Origin of the sequence: Frankia sp. CcI49 (genome assembly GCF_001983215.1) — a bacterium.
Lineage (GTDB): Bacteria > Actinomycetota > Actinomycetes > Frankiales > Frankiaceae > Parafrankia > Parafrankia irregularis.
Genome location: NZ_MOWP01000029.1, coordinates 109,093 through 126,648, shown reverse-complemented (window position 1 = coordinate 126,648; position 17,556 = coordinate 109,093). Strand labels below are relative to the sequence as shown.

At 72.9% G+C, this 17,556-nt stretch carries 12 protein-coding genes; 4 read left to right on the top strand and 8 right to left on the bottom strand.

Features of this window, described 5'->3' with window-relative positions:
* Positions 1-6: 6 nt before the first annotated feature.
* The 5 genes from CcI49_RS26640 to CcI49_RS26620 all read right to left on the bottom strand — a co-directional run bounded on the left by CcI49_RS26640 (position 7) and on the right by CcI49_RS26620 (position 8,112).
* The gene (locus tag CcI49_RS26640) at positions 7-2,532 is read right to left on the bottom strand and encodes an ATP-binding cassette domain-containing protein (RefSeq protein WP_054564522.1); all 2,526 of its coding nucleotides are present in this window, start codon (positions 2,530-2,532) and stop codon (positions 7-9) included.
* Between the two features lie 606 nt (positions 2,533-3,138).
* Positions 3,139-4,680, bottom strand: a complete 1,542-nt coding sequence (locus tag CcI49_RS26635; protein ID WP_076830411.1) for a DUF2993 domain-containing protein — start codon at positions 4,678-4,680, stop codon at positions 3,139-3,141.
* A gap of 324 nt (positions 4,681-5,004) precedes the next feature.
* A complete protein-coding gene (locus CcI49_RS26630; protein ID WP_076830408.1) occupies positions 5,005-5,844 on the bottom strand; it encodes an SDR family NAD(P)-dependent oxidoreductase in 840 nt (279 codons plus the stop codon).
* Between the two features lie 46 nt (positions 5,845-5,890).
* On the bottom strand, positions 5,891-6,298 hold the full coding sequence (locus CcI49_RS26625; protein ID WP_076830405.1) for a hypothetical protein: 408 nt from the start codon (positions 6,296-6,298) through the stop codon (positions 5,891-5,893).
* 104 nt (positions 6,299-6,402) lie between these two features.
* Positions 6,403-8,112: an FAD-binding oxidoreductase gene (locus tag CcI49_RS26620; protein ID WP_076830402.1), complete on the bottom strand. Its 1,710-nt coding sequence runs from the start codon at positions 8,110-8,112 to the stop codon at positions 6,403-6,405.
* A 153-nt stretch (positions 8,113-8,265) separates the two neighbouring features.
* Between CcI49_RS26620 and CcI49_RS26615 the strand changes: the two genes are divergently transcribed.
* Both CcI49_RS26615 and CcI49_RS26610 read left to right on the top strand, forming a co-directional pair.
* Positions 8,266-9,006, top strand: a complete 741-nt coding sequence (locus tag CcI49_RS26615) for a TetR/AcrR family transcriptional regulator (protein ID WP_076830399.1) — start codon at positions 8,266-8,268, stop codon at positions 9,004-9,006.
* The gene (locus CcI49_RS26610; protein ID WP_076830395.1) at positions 9,003-10,673 is read left to right on the top strand and encodes a glycerol-3-phosphate dehydrogenase/oxidase; all 1,671 of its coding nucleotides are present in this window, start codon (positions 9,003-9,005) and stop codon (positions 10,671-10,673) included. The genes CcI49_RS26615 and CcI49_RS26610 overlap by 4 nt, the downstream gene beginning before the upstream one ends.
* 153 nt (positions 10,674-10,826) lie before the next feature.
* On the opposite strand, the gene CcI49_RS26605 is transcribed toward CcI49_RS26610, so the two are convergent.
* Both CcI49_RS26605 and CcI49_RS26600 read right to left on the bottom strand, forming a co-directional pair.
* A complete protein-coding gene (locus CcI49_RS26605) occupies positions 10,827-12,047 on the bottom strand; it encodes an acyl-CoA dehydrogenase family protein (RefSeq protein WP_076830392.1) in 1,221 nt (406 codons plus the stop codon).
* Positions 12,048-12,071: 24 nt separating this feature from the next.
* Positions 12,072-13,244: an acyl-CoA dehydrogenase family protein gene (locus tag CcI49_RS26600; protein WP_054564530.1), complete on the bottom strand. Its 1,173-nt coding sequence runs from the start codon at positions 13,242-13,244 to the stop codon at positions 12,072-12,074.
* A gap of 644 nt (positions 13,245-13,888) precedes the next feature.
* Between CcI49_RS26600 and CcI49_RS26595 the strand changes: the two genes are divergently transcribed.
* Positions 13,889-15,691 (top strand): glycerol-3-phosphate dehydrogenase/oxidase, encoded by a 1,803-nt coding sequence (locus tag CcI49_RS26595; protein ID WP_076830389.1) that lies wholly within the window; start codon positions 13,889-13,891, stop codon positions 15,689-15,691.
* Between the two features lie 113 nt (positions 15,692-15,804).
* A complete protein-coding gene (locus CcI49_RS42690) occupies positions 15,805-15,948 on the top strand; it encodes a GPGG-motif small membrane protein (RefSeq protein ID WP_198955634.1) in 144 nt (47 codons plus the stop codon).
* A 44-nt stretch (positions 15,949-15,992) separates the two neighbouring features.
* On the opposite strand, the gene CcI49_RS26590 is transcribed toward CcI49_RS42690, so the two are convergent.
* Positions 15,993-17,492, bottom strand: coding sequence for an NAD(P)/FAD-dependent oxidoreductase (locus CcI49_RS26590; RefSeq protein ID WP_076830625.1), 1,500 nt, complete (start codon positions 17,490-17,492; stop codon positions 15,993-15,995).
* Positions 17,493-17,556 lie beyond the last annotated feature (64 nt).

Sequence of the window (17,556 nt, the reverse complement as noted above, 5' to 3'; positions counted from 1 at the left end):
CCCGCGTCAGCGCGTGGGAGCGGCGGCCGGGCGGCGCTTGTTGGTCTTCGGGTCCATCCTGCGGACGAGCAGGGAGGTGATCACTACGCAGACGACGCCGACGGCGAGCGCACCCCCCATGTCGATCGCGAACTGGGTGGTCGTGAACCTGTAGAGCGGGTCGGCCGGGAAGTCCGGATTCAGCGGGCCTCCGAAGCCGGAGATCTTGTTCAGGTCGATCACCGAGGACAGCCCCGCGAATCCCCATCGTGCGGGCGCGATCCAGCTGGCCTGCTCCAGGCCGGCCGTTCCCTCCGCGGGCACCAGACCGCCGGAGAACACCAGCTGGGCCATCGTGATGAGCACCAGCAGCGGCATCGTCTTGTCCGCGTTGTCGACCAGTGCCGAGATGACCAGACCGAGCATGGCGGAAGCCAGTGACAGCGCGATCACGGCGACCATCGCCTCGAAGAACGGGAAGCCGAAGAGGCCGTCGCCCATCTTCCGGCCGGCGAGACCGATTGTCGTGAACACCGCGGCCTGCAGGGTGGTGATGAGGATCAGCACCACGATCTTCGAACCGATGTAGGCCGTTCTGGACAGACCGATCGCCCGTTCTCGGCGATAGATGGGTCTCTCCTTGACGATCTCTCGCACCGAGTTCGACATACCCATGAAACAGGCACAGAGAGTCAACACCAACAGCACGGTTGGCGCGTCTCTGTTGGGCCCGTCAGCCACCACCTCCAAGTCCCCGGGAATCGCTCTGGGAATGGCTCCCAGCAGGAACGGGAAGGCGATGATCAATCGGAGATAGGACTTGTCGGAGGCGACGACGGCCATCATTCGTCTACTCAGCGTGACAAGCTGGGAGACCACCGACTGCTGCCGGATCGACGGCAGGTCCTCCGGCGCGGGCCGCGCGGAGGGCGCCGTGACCGACGCCGGCACGTAGTACCGCGACTGGCGGAAGCGGGCCGCGGACTCGGCGCCCGGGGTCGCCTCCAGCGTGAGGAAGACGTCGGGGTAGTCCCTGGCCTGGAAGAAGGGCAGCGCGTCCGCCGGCGGGCCGAAGTAGGCCACGTAGCCGCCGGGCGCCAGGACCAGGACGTAGTCGCAGAGGTCGAGCTGGGCGACGCTGTGCGTGACGACGATGACCGTTCGGCCGTCGTCCGCCAGCTTGCGCAGCGACTCCATGACGTTCTTGTCCATGCCCGGGTCGAGGCCGGACGTCGGCTCGTCCAGGTAGAGCAGGGTCGGCTTGGTCAGGAGCTCCAGGGCCACCGACGTCCGCTTCCGCTGGCCACCGGACAGCCTCGAGACCTGGGTGTTCGCGTGGTGGGTCAGACCCAGCTCGGCGAGCACCTCGTCAACGCGCTGACGGCGCTCGGCCTTCGTCGTGTCGGGCGGGAACCGCAGCTCCGCACCGAACTCGAGCGCCTTGCGGACGGTCAGCGAGGTGTGCAGGAGGTCCTCCTGCGGCACGTAGCCGATCCGGCGGCGCAGTTCGTCGTACTCGGAGTACATGTCCCGGCCGGCGTAGCGGACGTTGCCCTTGTCGGCGGGACGGAACCCGGTCAGCGCGTTGAGCAGCGTCGACTTGCCGGCACCCGACGGGCCGACGACGCCGAGCAGCGCACGCCCGGGAAGCTTGAAGGTCATGTCGTGCATGAGCTGCTTCTCGCCGGCCCAGACGTTGAGGGCGTCGACCTCGAAGCTGACGTCACCGGAGTCGAGGTACTCGACGAGCAGGTCGCCTTCGAGCTGGAAGACGTGGTGGCCGACGGCGATCACGTCGCCCTGGTTCACGTTCGCCCGGTTGATACGACGGCCGTTGACGAAGACACCGTTCGCGGACTCGAGGTCGGCGATCTGCAGGCCGGAGCGGCCGATGTAGAGCTCGGCGTGCCGCCGTGACGCGAGCAGGTCGGTGATGACGATGTCGTTGTCGCGGGCGCGGCCCATCGTCATCGTTCCCGGGCGCAGCCGGTAGGTGGTCCGCCGCTCGTGCTCCTGGTCGAGGCTCGTCGAGCCGGACGGGGTCTGCGCCGGGTCGTAGCCCTGCTGCGGGGCACTGCCGCGGCCGGCCGGTACGCCCTGCCCCACCTGAGCCGACTGCCCACGCCCGCCGCCCTGGCCTCGGGTCGGTGCGGTGGGCCGCGGCGGCTGGTAGTTGCTGGAGCCCGGGAGCATGGTCTCCATCTCGTAGGCGCCCGGGTCGTAGTCGCTCTCGCCGTACCCGCCGCGGCCGGCCGGGAACTCGGGCATGACGACGACCTCGGGGCCGCTGGGCGTGCCCAGCCTGAACCGGACCTCGCCCTGGACGCTCACCGACTCGGGCATCCGCTGCCCGTCGACCCAGGTGCCGTTGGAGCTGATGTCGCGGACGGACCAGCCCGCGCCCGTCTGCTCGACCAGGAGATGCCGGCGGGAGACGCGACTGTCCGCGATGACGTAGTCCGCGGTACGGGCCCGGCCGATGATGAACGGCTCACCTGCAGGCACAGTGGCGGCACCGGCCTCGGTGACGACTCTCAGATACGTCGTCTGCACGTCTCTCCCCCTTCGCGACGGGACGCAGGCCGGGATGCCCCGCCGAAACCCTCTTCAGCACGTCGTCCGGATCGGTCTCCGAACAGGACGGGCAACGGTGCCACCACCGATGGATCCTCACTACCTTGACCGATCTTGCGGGATGTCGCAGATCGTAGCGTTGCGCACCGACCTTGATCCAGCCCGGGTGACGCGGACACCGTCGAGCGGACCGCCTCAGCCGATTCTGGGGTCGACACCTCTAACCTTCCTCACGTCGTTCGTTCACGCCCGGAGCCTTTCCTATCCTGCCGGCACCGGATCCGTGACCGGGTGTGGCAAGTCAGGCACGGCCACCGACGAGGCGAGCCGCTCCGCGCGCCACCGACAATGCCCGCTGGGAACTGTCGGAAGCTACTTCTGTCGCCGATCTGACCCGCTACCGTACGCGCCCGACCGAGGGGCCGGGCGGCCGATCGCACCGGCCGTCGGGAGGCCCGCACCGGCGCCGCCTCGGCTCGCCGCGGTGAGCCGAGGCCGCCGTAGCGATCCCGGCGGACGCTCATCCGCACCCCCGAAAGGGGGACCAAATCGGATGATCCACCCAGATCGACCACACCGCGTGTCTCATTTGCCGCCGGTCGACTCGGGAGCCGCCGGGAGCGTGACGTCCTTCGCGGTTGCGGTCAGTGACAGCCCGTCCGCCCCCGTCGACGCCTGGACGATGTTCAGGTCGAACGGGAGCCCCGCGATCGGGATGGGAATCGAGTCAATGGAGACGCCGCCCGGCAGCGGGATCTCGAACCCAAGCACCTTGATCTCGGACGGAATGAGGGTGAGCTTGTTCTCGTCGACCTGGAAGGTGGTCACGCCGCCGACCTGCTGGCCCGCGACACTCGCCGAGATCTCCACCTTCTTGCCGCCGTCGACCGGCGTGACCTTGGTGGGTGGATCCTGCTTCGCCAGGTACGCGTTCAGGTCGTCATAACTGATCCGGACCGTCGCCCGGACATCGTCCACCGGGACCTCTCCGATGTTGTCGGAGATCGCGTCCTTGAAGGGGACATGAAGACCCTTCAGATTCGCGTCGACGGACGATATCCGCGGACCGGGCGTCGGAATTCCGTCGATCGTCACGCCGATGTTGGTGAACTTCCCGAACAGCACCTGGGTGAGGAACGGGAACCCGCCGATCGAGACCTTCCGCACCGTCGGCTGGGTGTCACCCGGCTCCAGGCTCGCCGCGACGCTTTCGGCGATCTGCTTTTCCATCTGGTCCTTGGCGATCGCGACCGCCACCCGGTCCGCCACGACGAAGAGCACCAGCAGGACCACGAGGACGAGCGTGAGAACGCGGCCACGACGCCGTTTGCGGCGGGCGGGCGGCCCGGCCGCCGCACCGTCGCCCTGACCACCTCGTCCCGGGTCGCCACCGGAACCTCCACCCGGCCCCCCGGGCGGCTGCTCGGCGCTCAGGCCCCCGGCCAGCACGTCGGCCTCCGCGGGACCACGACCCGCCTCACCGAACCCACCGCCGCCGGGCACCGGCCGGACATGGCCGCCGCTGTCGGTGTAGCTACCACCGGTGTGCGCGGGCCGGTCGTAACCGGGCCCCGGGCGCTCGAACGACGTCGTGGCCCGGTCGGGAGCCGGCGTCGGCGCCGACCAGTCGTAGCCCGGACCCGGCTGGCTCTGACCCGGAGCGGGCTGGTTGTACCCCGGGGCGGGCCGGCGGTCATAGCCGAGACCCGGAGCGAGGCCAGGCTGGGCATGCGGCCCGGACTGCTCGGGGGCCGCAGGCCGGCCACCGGCGGCCCGCGGGACACTCCCCCGCCGAACCACCGTGGTCGCATCGCCGACCACCGCATCGCCGAGCACCCCGTCGCCGAGCACCTGGGTCGCGCCGCCGGCCGGGTCGTCCTGATCACCCTCGTCCGCGGGGCGCACCGGGCGGCCGGGGCGAAACGCGTCCGCCGGCGGCGGCGGGCCCGCGGGCCGGAAGGAGGCGGCGGGCGGYGGGGGCGCCGAGGGGGCGCCGGGCCGAGCCCGACGCTGCACGTCCTGGGTCGGCCGGGTTCCGTGCTCCCTCCCGGCGGGCCCGCCGGGAGGCATGACATGGGTGACGTCCGCAGGGTCCTGCGCGTCGTCGTCGCCGCGGCCGTGGTTCACCGGAACATCTCCCGCTCCGCGCCGCACCGGGCCCCCCGGCATGGCGCCGCCGTGTCACAGTCGGTCATGTCGAAGAGCGTCCGACCCGCCAACCGGCGTCCAATCCGTCGGCCCATCAAAGGATGGTCGCACGTGGAAGGGGCGGACAGTGAAGTCGGGTGCGATCATCTGTGTCTCGCCCGTGTCGGATTTCCGACCCGCTGGCACACCAGTCACGCACCGTCCCGAGACTTCGTGACAAGCCGCCCAATCCGCTGACAGCGGGTAATGGGCAGAGCGGGCGCAGTGGCGGGCAGCGTCGAGGCAGGGCAGCGTGCGGCGGGCTCAGACCTCGAGGGGCAGCTGGGTGTTGGCTCGCCGCCGCCGCGCCGCCGGCGCGAGCCGGAACGCGGTGCCCCCCGGCGCGGCGAACGCGTCGAAGAAATGATCCGCGACGGCGTCGGGCAGCAACGGTCCGGCGGGCCCGACCCGGCCGTCGATGACGACGGTGCGCAGACGGATGCCCTGTGCGGCAAGCAGCGGYGCCATCGACTCGCCCATCGCCGCGACGCCTGCCTTGCCGACCGCGAGCGCGAACCGGCCCGCCGCCGGCTCGCTGCGCGGGCCCGCGACCGTGAGCAGGATGGTCGCTCCCGGCCGGTCCGCCATCAGCGGCGCGGCGATCTGCACGGACATCAGCGCCCCGGTCACGTTCACCGCGAGTGTCTGGTTCATGGAGTCGGCCCGCACCGAGAAGGCCGTCCCCCGGATACTCAGCTTCGCGTTGTAGACGAGGACGTTGAGACCACCGATCTCCGCCGCGAGCCGGCTGACCGCCGCCGAGAACGCACGTTGGTCGGTGACGTCGGCGACGGCGCCGGCGATCGGATGCCCCGCTTCGCCCAGTTCGGCGCTCACCCGGGAGATGGTGTCGGACGAACGGGAGATCATCCCGAGCGCGAAGCCCTCACCGGCGAACCTGCGCAGCAGCGCCGTTCCGAACGCGGCACCCGGGCCGACGACGACCAGCCCTCGGGTCGCCCCGGCCCCAGCCGCCGCCCCGGCCCCCGTCGTAGCCCCGGCCCCCGTCGTAGCCCCGGCCCCCGTCGTAGCCCCGGCGGCCCCTACCGCAGTCCCGGTCGCGCTGCCGTCCGCGGCATCCGTCGTGACCGCGCCGTTGTCCATGCAGCCATCCTGACGGGCGCCGACGGAGGCCGTGGCGCGATGTCCCTCATTCGCCCGGTCGGGGCCCCGATCCGGTGCTCACGCTGTCCCTCCGGCCTGCGTCCTCGACGCGACCGGCACGGCGGGCACGGGTCCGGGAGCGGCTTCGGCCGACCGTGCGACGCCCGGCGCGCAGCCCCTGGGTTAGCAGCCGGCGGCGCCGCGACACCCGGCCGCGGCCACCGCCGCCCCTGCGCTCGACCGGCCGGGCGCCGGCCGCGGCGCGGCCGCGTCTGCCGGGGGCGGTGGTCGCGGCGGTGGCGGTGGCCGCCTCCGCGGCCGCCTGCCGGGCCGCCGCGTTCCTGGTTCGGGTGGGTGCGGCCTTGCGGTAGGCGATCATGAGCGCGGTCAGCACCAGGCCGACCACCATGGAGATCAGCAGCAGCGCCACAATGACGGCGGCGAATGTCCTCACCCGGCATATGTACCCCTGGTACCAGGTACGTCACTCCCCGGCGGTGAAGGTCGGCACCGAGGAGTGACCGGCGCCCACGGGGCTGCTCGGCCTGCGGCGCGGCGCTACTCGGCCTGCGGCGGAAGCAGAATGCCCGGGTTGAGGATGCCGGCCGGGTCCAGCGCGGCCTTCACCGCGCGCAGCACCGTGACGCCCACGTCCCCGATCTCGGCCCGCACCCAGGGTCGGTGCTCCGTCCCGACCGCGTGGTGATGGGTGATCGTCCCGCCGTTCGCCATGATCGCGTCTCCGGCGGCCTGCTTCGCCCGGCTCCAGCGGGAGATCGGGTCGGGTCCCTGGGCACAGACGATCGTGAAGTACAGCGATGCTCCAGCCGGGTAGACATGCGAGACATGGCACAGCACGACGGCCGGTGACCCGTCGGACTCGATGGCGTCGGTCACCGCCCGGCCGACGGCCGCGTACAGGCGCGCCACGTCCCGCCAGTAGGCGGCGGTCTCCAACGTCTCGGCGAGGATGCCCTCGTCGAGCAGCGCGTCGCGCAGATAGGGCGCGTGGAAGCGGCCGGCGAGCCAGTCCTGCCCCACTCCCTCGCCCAGCGGCAGGCCACCCGCGGCGGTGATCACCGTCCCGACGGCGGTGGCCCGCTCGGTCACGTCCGCGTCGCCCCCCTCGTAGCCGGTCAGCAGGTAGCAGCCGGCGATCACGGGCAGCGAGGTGGGGGTCACCGCCGACGTCGCCGGGACGGTCACATCCGTCCCGGCGGTGACGGCGTTGGCCAGGCCGGCGGCGGTCTCCACCTCGTCGGAGAGCCGGCAGACCGTGGGCAGCAGGTCCCGTTGGGCCAGCTCGCGCAGCAGATCCAGCCCGGCGGCCAGGTTCGCCACCCGCCAGCCCTCGAACCGGCGGCGCCGCGGCAGTGGCCGCACCCGGACCGTGACCTCGGTGATCACCCCGAAGGCCCCTTCGGAACCCAGCGCGAGCTGGCGCAGATCGGGCCCGGCGGCCGAGGCGGGCCCCCGCCCGGGCTCCCAGGTGCCCACCGGGGTCGCCACCCGAAGACCGGTGACGAGCTGGTCGAACCGGCCATAGCCGGCCGAGGCCTGGCCGCTGGAGCGGGTCGCGGCGAAGCCGCCGATCGTGGCGTACTCCCAGGACTGGGGAACATGCCCGAGGGTGAGCCCGTGCTCGGCCAGCAGCGCCTCCGCGGCCGGCCCACGCAGCCCCGCGCCCAGCACCGCCGTGCCCGACACCGGGTCGACCTCGCGCACGCTGTCGAGTCGGCGCAGGTCAAGAGCCACGACACCGATGTGGGTGTCCGCCGGACCATCGGCCGGCGACGTCCCGGCCGGTGTGCTCGGCACCAGCCCGCCGACGACGGACGTCCCACCGCCGAACGGGACGACGATCACCCGGTGGTGGGAACAGATCCGCAGCACGGCCAGGACCTGGGCGTGATCGGCGGGGACGACCACGACATCCGGCGCGTCCGAGGCGTCGCCGGCGCGTAGCCGCAGCAGGTCGACGGTGGAGCGCCCCCGGCAGTGGCGCACCCTCGCCTCGCGGTCCTCCAGCACGTGGTCGGCGCCCACGACGGCACGCAGTTCGATCAGCACCTCGACCGGGAGCCGCACCGGGGCGAGAAGGACGTCCGCGAGGTCCACCGGCGGGCTCGGGCGTGCCGCGATGCCGAGTGCGGCGAGCAGGTCGCGGACGGCGGCGGGCAGTGGATGGTGCGCCTCGGCCGCCCCCCAGCCCCACCAGACCGGGTCGCCGCCCGGCGCGTCGCTGTGCTCCCCCGACTCGGACGTCATCTGCGCTCCCGTGCCCGCTCGCCCGCTCTGCCTGGATCGAGACGGCGCCGTCGATACACTGTGACACCTGACGGCACAGTGTCACATACGATCGCTTCGGGAGCACCCTCAACACGGCAGGCCGGCACAGCGGCGGGGGGAGGAGCAGGACCGATGGATGGACCGACCCACCCACACGCCGGCACCGCCGCACCCTCCGCCGCCCAGCGCCCCGCGACCTCAGTCGTTCCCGACGATGTCGTCCTCGACGCCGCGGCGGCGTTGTTGATGACCATCGGGGTGCGCCGGACGACCCTCGCCGAGGTCGCCCGGCAGGCCGGCGTCAGCCGGATGACGCTCTACCGCCGCTGGCCCGACCTGCGCTCGCTGGTCCGTGACGTGATGACCCGTGAATGGGCTCGGATCGTGGTGCCGGGGGCGATGGCAGCCGGCGACAGCGAGACCGRCACCGATCCGGCCGCGACGCGCACCGAGCTGGTGCGTTCCCTGGTCGCGACCGCGCAGGCCTTCCAGTCCAATCCGCTGTTCCTGCGGATCTGTGCCACGGACGGCGAGCTGCTGGCGCCCTACATCCTGGAACGGCTGGGCACGACCCAGCTGCTCGTGCTCGACCTGCTCCGTGAGCGCCTCGCCGCGGCGCGGGCGGTCGGCGCCGTACGGGCCGGCGACCCGGCGGCCCAGGCGCGGATGGTGCTGTTGGCGACGCAGTCGTACGTTCTCTCCGCGGGCGCGCTGGGCGACGAGGTGGCCAGGGAGACCCTGGCACACGAGCTGTACCTGATGTTGGACGGATATCTGTCACCACCGGAAGGTCCTCCTCCGGCCGTCGAGGGCCCACCGCCAGGCGGGAGCCGGCCGGCCGAGCATCGCGAGCACCCTGGAGCGCAGAAATGACCGGTCTTCTCGAACGCGCGTCGCTGACCGCCGAGCGCCGCACCCGCGAGCTGGCCGAGCTGGCGGGCGGTGAGGTCGTCGACCTCCTCGTCGTCGGCGGCGGCGTCACCGGCGTCGGGGTGGCGCTCGACGCGGCTTCACGTGGGCTGTCCGTCGCCCTGGTAGAGGCCGGTGATCTCGCTTTCGGCACGAGCCGGTGGAGCTCGAAGCTGGTGCACGGCGGGCTGCGCTATCTCGCCTCCGGCGACCTGCGGCTGGCGCGGGAAAGCGCGGCCGAGCGCGAGATCCTCATGCGCCGCACCGCGCCGCACCTGGTGCATCCGCTGCCGATCGTGCTGCCACTCACCCCGGACGTCCCGGCCACCTCGGCGCTGGTCACCCGCGCGGGCCTGGGCTTCGGTGATCTGCTGCGCCGCGGCGTCCGGACGCCGAGCACGGTGCTTCCGCCGCCGCGGCGACTGTCCGCGGTCGAGACGCTGGGCATGGTCCCCGGCCTGCGCGAGGCGGGGCTTCGCGGTGGGCTTCTCTACTGGGACGGGCAGCTCGTCGACGACGCCCGGCTGGTCGTGACGATCGCCCGGACGGCGGCGGCGTTCGGCGCCCGGATCCTCACCCGGGTCCGGGTCCTCGCGGTGCGGGACGACGCGGGCACGGGCACGGGCCCGGACACGGACACGGGAACGGGCACCAGGACGGGAACGGGCACCAGGACGGGAACGGGAGCGGGCGTGCGCTCCGGCGGTGGTCTCGGGTCCGCCCCGATCGCCGTCCAGGCACTCGACACCCTCACCGGGCGGCACTGCCGGCTACGGGCCCGTGCCGTGGTGAACGCGACCGGGGTCTGGGCGCCGGGCCTCGCGCCGGAGATCCGGCTGCGGCCCAGCCGAGGGACCCACCTGGTGCTGCCCGCGGCGGTCTTCGGCGGCACCCCCACCGCGCTGTCGGTGCCGATTCCCGGCGAGCGCAACCGGTACGCGCTGGTCCTGCCGCAGGGTGACGGCCGGGTGTACGTGGGTCTGACCGACGTGCCGACCGACGAGGTCACCGAGCAGCCCGTGCCGGACCACCAGGAGATCACCCAGCTGCTGAACGTGGTCTCCGGGGTTCTGGCCACCCCGGTGGATCGTGCCGACCTGCTGGGAGTGTTCGCCGGCCTGCGGCCACTGCTGGACGGACCGGACGGGCGCACGGCAGACCTGTCCCGCCGGCACACCGTCCATGTCGGGCCCAACCGGGTGATCACCGTGGTCGGCGGCAAGCTGACGACCTACCGGAGGATGGCCGAGGACGCGGTGGACGCCGCGGTCGCCCAGGCCAGCCTGGACGCCGGCCCCTGCCGGACGGGCCGGCTCCCGCTGGTGGGCGCGGCCTCCCGCCGCACGCTCGCCAGCGTGCCGGCCCCGCGCCGGCTGGTCGCCCGCTACGGCACCCAGGCGCCGGCCGTGCTGGAACTGGCCCGGCACGACCCGCGGCTGCTCGAGCCGGTCACCACCGGGGTGGACGTCACCCGCGCCGAGCTGGTCTTCGCCGTACTCCACGAGGGCGCCCTCGACGAGGGTGACCTGCTCGATCGGCGGACCCGCATCGGGCTCGTGCCCGCCGATCGAGCAGCCGCGCTCGACGCGGCCAGGGACGCCCTGTCCTACCGCGCCGCCCACACCAGCTGAGCCGCCCGCACCGCCGCCTGAGCCGCCCGCACCGCCTGCCGCCCGGCAGGTCACCTGGCCGGGCAGTCAGGCGCGGCCACCGGTCCGTGGTCGGCGGTCGACGGTTGGCGGGCCGTGGTCGGCGGTCGGCAGGCCGTGCTCAGGCCAGCGTGGTCAGACCACCGTGTCGACGGTCAGCGCCGCGACGCGCTCAAGGTGCGCCGTCGGGTCGCCGAACGCCCCGTACAGCCGGCGCGCCCGCTTGTAGAAGAAGTGCGCGTCGTGCTCCCAGGTGTAGCCGATGCCGCCATGGAACTGGATCATCGTGCTGGTGGCGTCACGCGCCGCCTGGCTCGCCTTCGCCTTCGCCACGGCGACCGCCAGCAGCAGGTCGGGCAGCTCCGCGTCGATCGCGTACGCGGCGTACATCACCGCGTGCTCGGCCATCGTCACGGCGACGTGCAGATCCGCGAGCTGGTGCTTCAGCGCCTGGAACGAGCCGACGGCCCGCCCGAACTGGATCCGTTCCTGGTCGTAGCGCACGGTCCTGGTGAGCGCCTCACGGGCGATCCCGGCGAGGTCGGCCGCGGTGAGCACCGCGCCGCGGCGCAGGAGATCGTCGAGAACCACGGTCGACGACCCGGGCAGCCGGCGCGCCCGCACCCCGTCCAGGGCCAGGGTGGCGAGCCGCGTGGTCCCGTCGTAGCTGGTCAACGGCGTGACGGTCACCCCCGGTGCTCCCGGGTCAACCAGGTAGAGGCCGACAGCAGACCCGACGCCAGCGCCGGTGCCGGTGCCGGATGTGGCGGAGGTGGCCGCCACCCGCCCCGGCTCGGTCGCGGCGACGACGACCAGGCCCGCCACCGCCAGGTACTCGACCGGCGACGCGGTGCCGGTGAGCAGGCCGGCCTCGGCACCGGCCTCGGCACCGGTGCCGGCGGACGGCGCGGACTCCTCTGCCGGGACGCTGGCCGTCACCGCGACACCGGCGGCGTCATAGCCCCGGCCCGGCCCGCGCAGGGCGACCGTCGCCACCAGCTCGCCGGAGGCGAGGCGCGGCAGCAGCTCGGCGCGTTGCCCGTCCGAACCGGCCAGCCGGACGGCCTCCGCCGCCAGCACCGTCGGCAGCCACGGGCCGGGCGCGACACCGGCGCCGAGCGCCCTGGCCACCACCTGGGCGTCGAGGATGCCGAGCCCGAGCCCGTCGAAGCTCTCGGGAACGCAGACGGCGAGCCATCCCTGCTCCCCGACCGCCTTCCACAGCTCCGGCGGGTGCCCGTCACCGGCGGCGTCCTCGAAGACCGCCCGGACGGCGGTCAGGCCGAAGCGGTCCGCCAGGAAGTCCCGGACGGTGTCGCCCAGCGCTCGTTGCTCGTCAGTAAGCGCGAAGAACACTTCAGTGATCCTTCCGGAACGGGCTCAACGGGGCAGGCCGAGCACCCGCTCGGCGACGATGTTGCGCTGCACCTGGGACGAACCGCCCCAGATCGTCACGGACCTGCTCCAGAACCCCTCGGCCTGCAGTGCGGTCACGTCGAGGTCCGCCAGCGGCGCGTCGATGGCCACATCCGAACCGAGCAGGTCGTCGAAGGTCTCGAACAGGTCCTGGTACGTCTCGGACCACTGCAGCTTCGTCATCGACGACTCGGAGCCGAGATCGACGCCCTGCTCCACCTTCGTCAGGACGTCCATGGCGTGGTAGCGCAGGCACTCCAGCTCGACCATCCGCCGGCCGAGCTCCTGGCGCAGCACCGGGTCGGAGTCCCGCCCGAGCGCCCGGGCGGCCCGCACGATCTCGTCGTAGGAACGCCGGAAGGACGTGTACTGCAGAATCCCGGACGCGCCCCGTTCGAAGGAGAGCAGCAGCATCGCGGTGGCCCACCCGTTGCCGAGGCCGCCCAGGCACTCGGTGGCGGGCACTCGGGCGTTGGTGAAGAACACCTCGCCGAACTCGGTCGCTCCGCTCATCTGACGCAGCGGCCTGACCTCGACGCCCTCCTGGTGCATGTCGATGAGCAGCATCGACAGGCCGCGGTGACGCTGGCTTCCGGCCTCCGTGCGCACCAGGGTGAAGATCCGGTCGCCGTGGCTCGCGTTCGTCGTCCAGACCTTCTGGCCGTTGACGATGATCTCGGGGCCGTCGGCCACCCCGGCCGTGCGCAGCGAGGCCAGGTCGGAGCCGGCGTCCGGCTCGGAGAAGCCCTGGCACCAGATGACCTCGCTGCGCAGCAGCGGCCGGATGATCTCGCGCTTCTGCTCGTCGGTCCCGATCGCCATGATGGTCGGCGCGAGGAACGCGAGGCCGAGCGCGTTGACGGTCGACGGTGCCCGGGCGCTCGCCGTCTCCTCGTCGTAGATCGCCTTCATGCCGGGGGTTCCGCCGCGGCCGCCGTACTCGGTCGGCCAGTCGATGCCGGCGAACCCGGCGTCGAACTTGCGCTGCTCCCAGTCACGGCGCATCTCGAAGCCCTCGTCCTCGGGCACGCCCGCCCAGAAGCCGGGACGGCTCCACGCGGCGGGGATGTTGTCCGCGAGCCAGCCACGGAGATCCGCGCGGAACTCCTCCTCCTTGGCACTGAAGGTCAGGTCCATGCCGCCGCCTCCTTTCGGATCGGGCCGTCCCGAGAGGGTGTACCCCGACGGCGCACGACTAGATCGGTAACGATTCGCGCCCAAGCATCCCCCATCGGGGGCCCCTGYGTGCCGTCCGCGAGATCATCCGCGCGATACGACCAATCCGGTGGTCGCGAAGCCGTGACCGGACGGCGGGCCCGCGGATGCACGGGCTTCACCGCGCCCCGGCACGGACGGATGCACGCCGGGCAGGTCCTGTGAGCCCCGCAGGCCCTGTAGGGCGGGCCACATTTCACATATTCATCACTTATCGGAACTCTCGGGCAGGGGCCCGCTGGGCATCATGGAGGCGGACAACCTGACGTGACAGGCGGCAACCGGGCAGGTACCCGATCTCCACCTGATGTTCACCGCAGCGTGAGCGGTGTGCACCAACTGCCGGCACGATGGGTGGGTGCCCGCCCGCCGCCGCCCGGTCCGCGTTCCCGCACGTGAGCATCGCCGACCCGCCGGCCGGGCACGCACCGGCAGAGCACGCGCCAGCAGAGAACGCGGCAGCAGGACACGCACCGACCGGACACCCGCGGACACACCAGGAACCAGGGCACCAGGAAGCACAGACCAGGGCACCTGAGGCACGGTCGAAGGGGGATCAACAAACGATGACCGGTACCGCACGCCTCGACCCGGCGAACCGGGCAGCAGCGCTGCGGCGGATGCGCGCCGAGCCGCTGGACGTCGTCGTGATCGGTGGCGGTGTCACCGGGGCCGGGGTGGCGCTCGACGCCGCCTCCCGCGGCCTGTCAGTCGCGCTGCTGGAGGCCAGGGACCTCGCCGCCGGGACGTCCAGCCGGTCCAGCAAGCTGATCCACGGCGGGCTGCGCTACCTGGAGCAGCTCAACGGCGCGCTCGTCCGCGAGGCGCTGCGGGAACGCTCGCTGCTGCTGGAGACCCTGGCGCCGCACCTCGTCCGGGCGATTCCCTTCCTGCTCCCGCTGACCCACCACGGGTGGGAACGTGCCTACATCGGCAGCGGTGTCCTGCTCTACGACACCCTGGGGCAGGGGCTGGGCCGCATCGCCCCCCTCGCCCCCCGAACGGGCGGGGACGCCGGTGCCCCCCGCAGCGGTGGCGTTCCCCTGCACCGGCACCTGACCCGCAAGGCCGCCCTGCGCGAGTTCCCCTCGCTGCGGCCGGACGCGCTGGTCGGCGCCATCCAGTACTGGGACGGCCAGGTCGACGACGCCCGGCACACGATGTTCGTCGCCCGCACGGCGGCCCGGTACGGCGCACTGGTCGCCACCAGCGCCCAGGTCACCGGGCTGGTCCGGGAGGGCGACCGGGTGGCCGGCGTCCGGGTGCGGGACCTGGAGAACGGTGTCGACCTCGAGGTGCGCGCCGCCACGACGATCAACGCGACCGGCGTGTGGACGGACGACATCCAGGCGATGGTCGGCGGCCGTGGGCGGCTGTCGGTCCGGGCTTCCAAGGGTGTGCACATCGTGGTGCCGCGCGACCGCGTCCACGGCTCCACCGGGCTCATCCTGCGCACCGAGAAGAGTGTGCTCTTCGTGATCCCGTGGGGCAGCCACTGGATCATCGGCACCACCGACACCGACTGGAACCTCGACCTCGCCCATCCCTCGGCCACCAGCACGGACATCACCTACCTGCTGGACACCGTGAACCGGGTGCTGCGCACGCCGCTGACGACCGACGACATCATCGGCGTCTACGCGGGTCTACGGCCGCTGCTCGCCGGCGAGTCCGACGAGACCGCCCAGCTGTCGCGGGAGCACGCCGTGGTCAGCCCGGTTCCGGGCCTGACGATGGTCGCCGGCGGAAAGTACACGACCTACCGGGTGATGGCCGCGGATGCCGTCGACGCGGCGGTCGCGGGCCTGAACCACACCGTCGCACCGTCGTGCACGGAACGGATCCCGCTACTCGGCGCGAACGGCTACCCGGCGCTGTGGAACGCCCGGGAACGGCTCGCCCGCACGGTCGGGCTGCACGTCGCCCGGGTGGAGCATCTGCTGCACCGGTACGGCACCCTCGTCGAGGAGGTGCTGGAACTGGTCGCGGCCCGGACCGAGCTCGGGCAGCCGCTGCCCGGGGCGCCGTCCTACCTCGCCGCGGAGGCCGCCTACGCCGCGTCGCACGAGGGCGCGCTGCACCTGGAGGACGTCCTGACCCGGCGGACCCGCATCTCGATCGAGACCGCCGACCGCGGGCTGGAAGCCGCTCCGTTCGTGGCGGAGCTCATCGCGCCGGTGCTCGGCTGGAACACCGAGACGACGACGCGGGAGATCGAGCTCTACCAGTCGCGGGTCGCCGCCGAGCTCGCGTCCCAGCGCCAGCCCGACGACGAGGCCGCCGACGCCGCCCGGCTGGACGCCCCGGAGCCACGCCCGATCGTCCGCCGCGACCTGCGGGAGGGCCGCGGCGCCGCCGCTCCCGCCTGACCGGACGCTCACCGCGGCGCTGGCCCGTTCCCGGTCCGGCACCGGGTCCGGTCTGAGACCGATTCGACAAGGACCCGGCGTTTTGTCGCCCTTTGTTTTGGAAGAAGACGACCATGGAATTCATCCTTTGGCTGATCGCCGTGGTCCTCGTCGTCGGAGGCATCGTCTCCCTGCTCCGGGGCACGATCCTTTATGGAATCGCGCTTATCGTGGTCGGTCTCCTCGTCGGTCCGGGCGGGGTCTCGGTGTTCACCTGATTTCCGGCGTGGGCGACCGCGGTGGCTGCGGCGCCACCGGCCGGTCAGAGGCCGTAGGCCTCCAGGAGGCGGAGCCAGACCTCGCTCACCGTCGGGAAGGACGGCACCGCGTGCCACAGGTCCTCCAGCGTGACGGCCCCGACGATGGCGATGGTCGCGCCGTGCACGAGCTCCTGCGTGTCATGGCCGACGAACGTGGCGCCGACCAGCACCCGCCGGGCGACATCCACCACGAGCTGGCAGGTGCCGACGGCGTCCGTTCCCCGCACGGACGAACCAGCCACCGACCCGGTCGGGACGGCAACCGCCCGCACGTCGAGGCCGGCGGCACGCGCGGCCTGCTCGGTCAGCCCGACCGCGCTGACCTGCGGGTCGGTGAAGGTCACCCGGGGGATCACCGCGAGATCGCACCGGTCCGCGGCGGGCCGGCCCGCCGGATCGGCCCGGCCGCTGATGACGTCGGCCGCGACCCGTGCCTGGTACTTGCCCATGTGGGTGAGCAGCGCACGGCCGTTCACGTCACCCGTGGCGTAGAGCCAGCCCCCCGCGACACCCCGGACCCGCAGCTGCTCGTCGACCTCGACGAAACCGTGCTGCGCGGTGGACAGGCCCACCGCCTCGAGACCGAGGTCGGCCGTGGCCGGCGTACGGCCGACGGCGACCAGCAGCTCGTCCGCCACGATCTGGCGGGGGTCGCCGGCCTCGTCCAGCCCCACCACGACCGGCCCGCGGGCGGACCCCTGCGTGGGCCGGTCCCGCCGGACCGTGACCACCCGGCGGCCGGTGTGCACGATGATGCCCTCCGCCTCGAAGGCCGCGCGCACCTCGTCGCCCGCGAACGGCTCCTCGTGCGCCAGCAGCCGCGGGCCGCCCTCGATGACGGTCACCTCCTCGCTGCCGAGCCGGCGGAACGCCTGTGCCAGCTCGGAGCCGACCGCTCCACCGCCGAGCACGGCCAGCCGGCGGGGCACCGCCCGCGCACCGGTCGCCGTGCGGTTGTCCCACGGCTCGGCCTCGGCCAGGCCCGGGATCGGCGGCATCGTCGCCCTCGTCCCCGTCGCCAGCACGACCGCGCGGTCGGGGCGCAGCGTCCGTTCGGCGCCGTCGGCCGCGCGGACCACCACGGTGCGCTCACCGGCCAGCCGGCCGACCCCCCGCACGACCGCCACGCCCCGGTCACGCAGCCACGGCAGCTGGCCCTCGTCGGAGTAGCCCCCGACCATCTCGTCCCGGCGGGCGAACGCCGCAGCCGCGTCAACCCGGCCGGGTACGCCACCCACACCGGCTGCGCCAGCCGCACCGGGCGCGGCCTGGGCCGCGGCGAGGACCTCGCCCGGACGGATGAGCGTCTTGCTGGGTATGCACCCCCAGTACGAGCACTCGCCGCCGACCCGCTCCCGCTCGACGACCACCACCGACAGCCCAGCCTCGGCGCACCGCCCTGCGACGACCTCACCCGCCGGACCGCCCCCGATCACCACGACGTCGGGCTGGCCCGGGGCACCGGCGGGATCTCCCGGCCCGGGCACGTCGCCTCTGCTCATCGGTCCGCCCTCCTCGTCGCGCGCGATCGGCATGGTGTGCGACCGGCATGCTGTACCGCCGGCA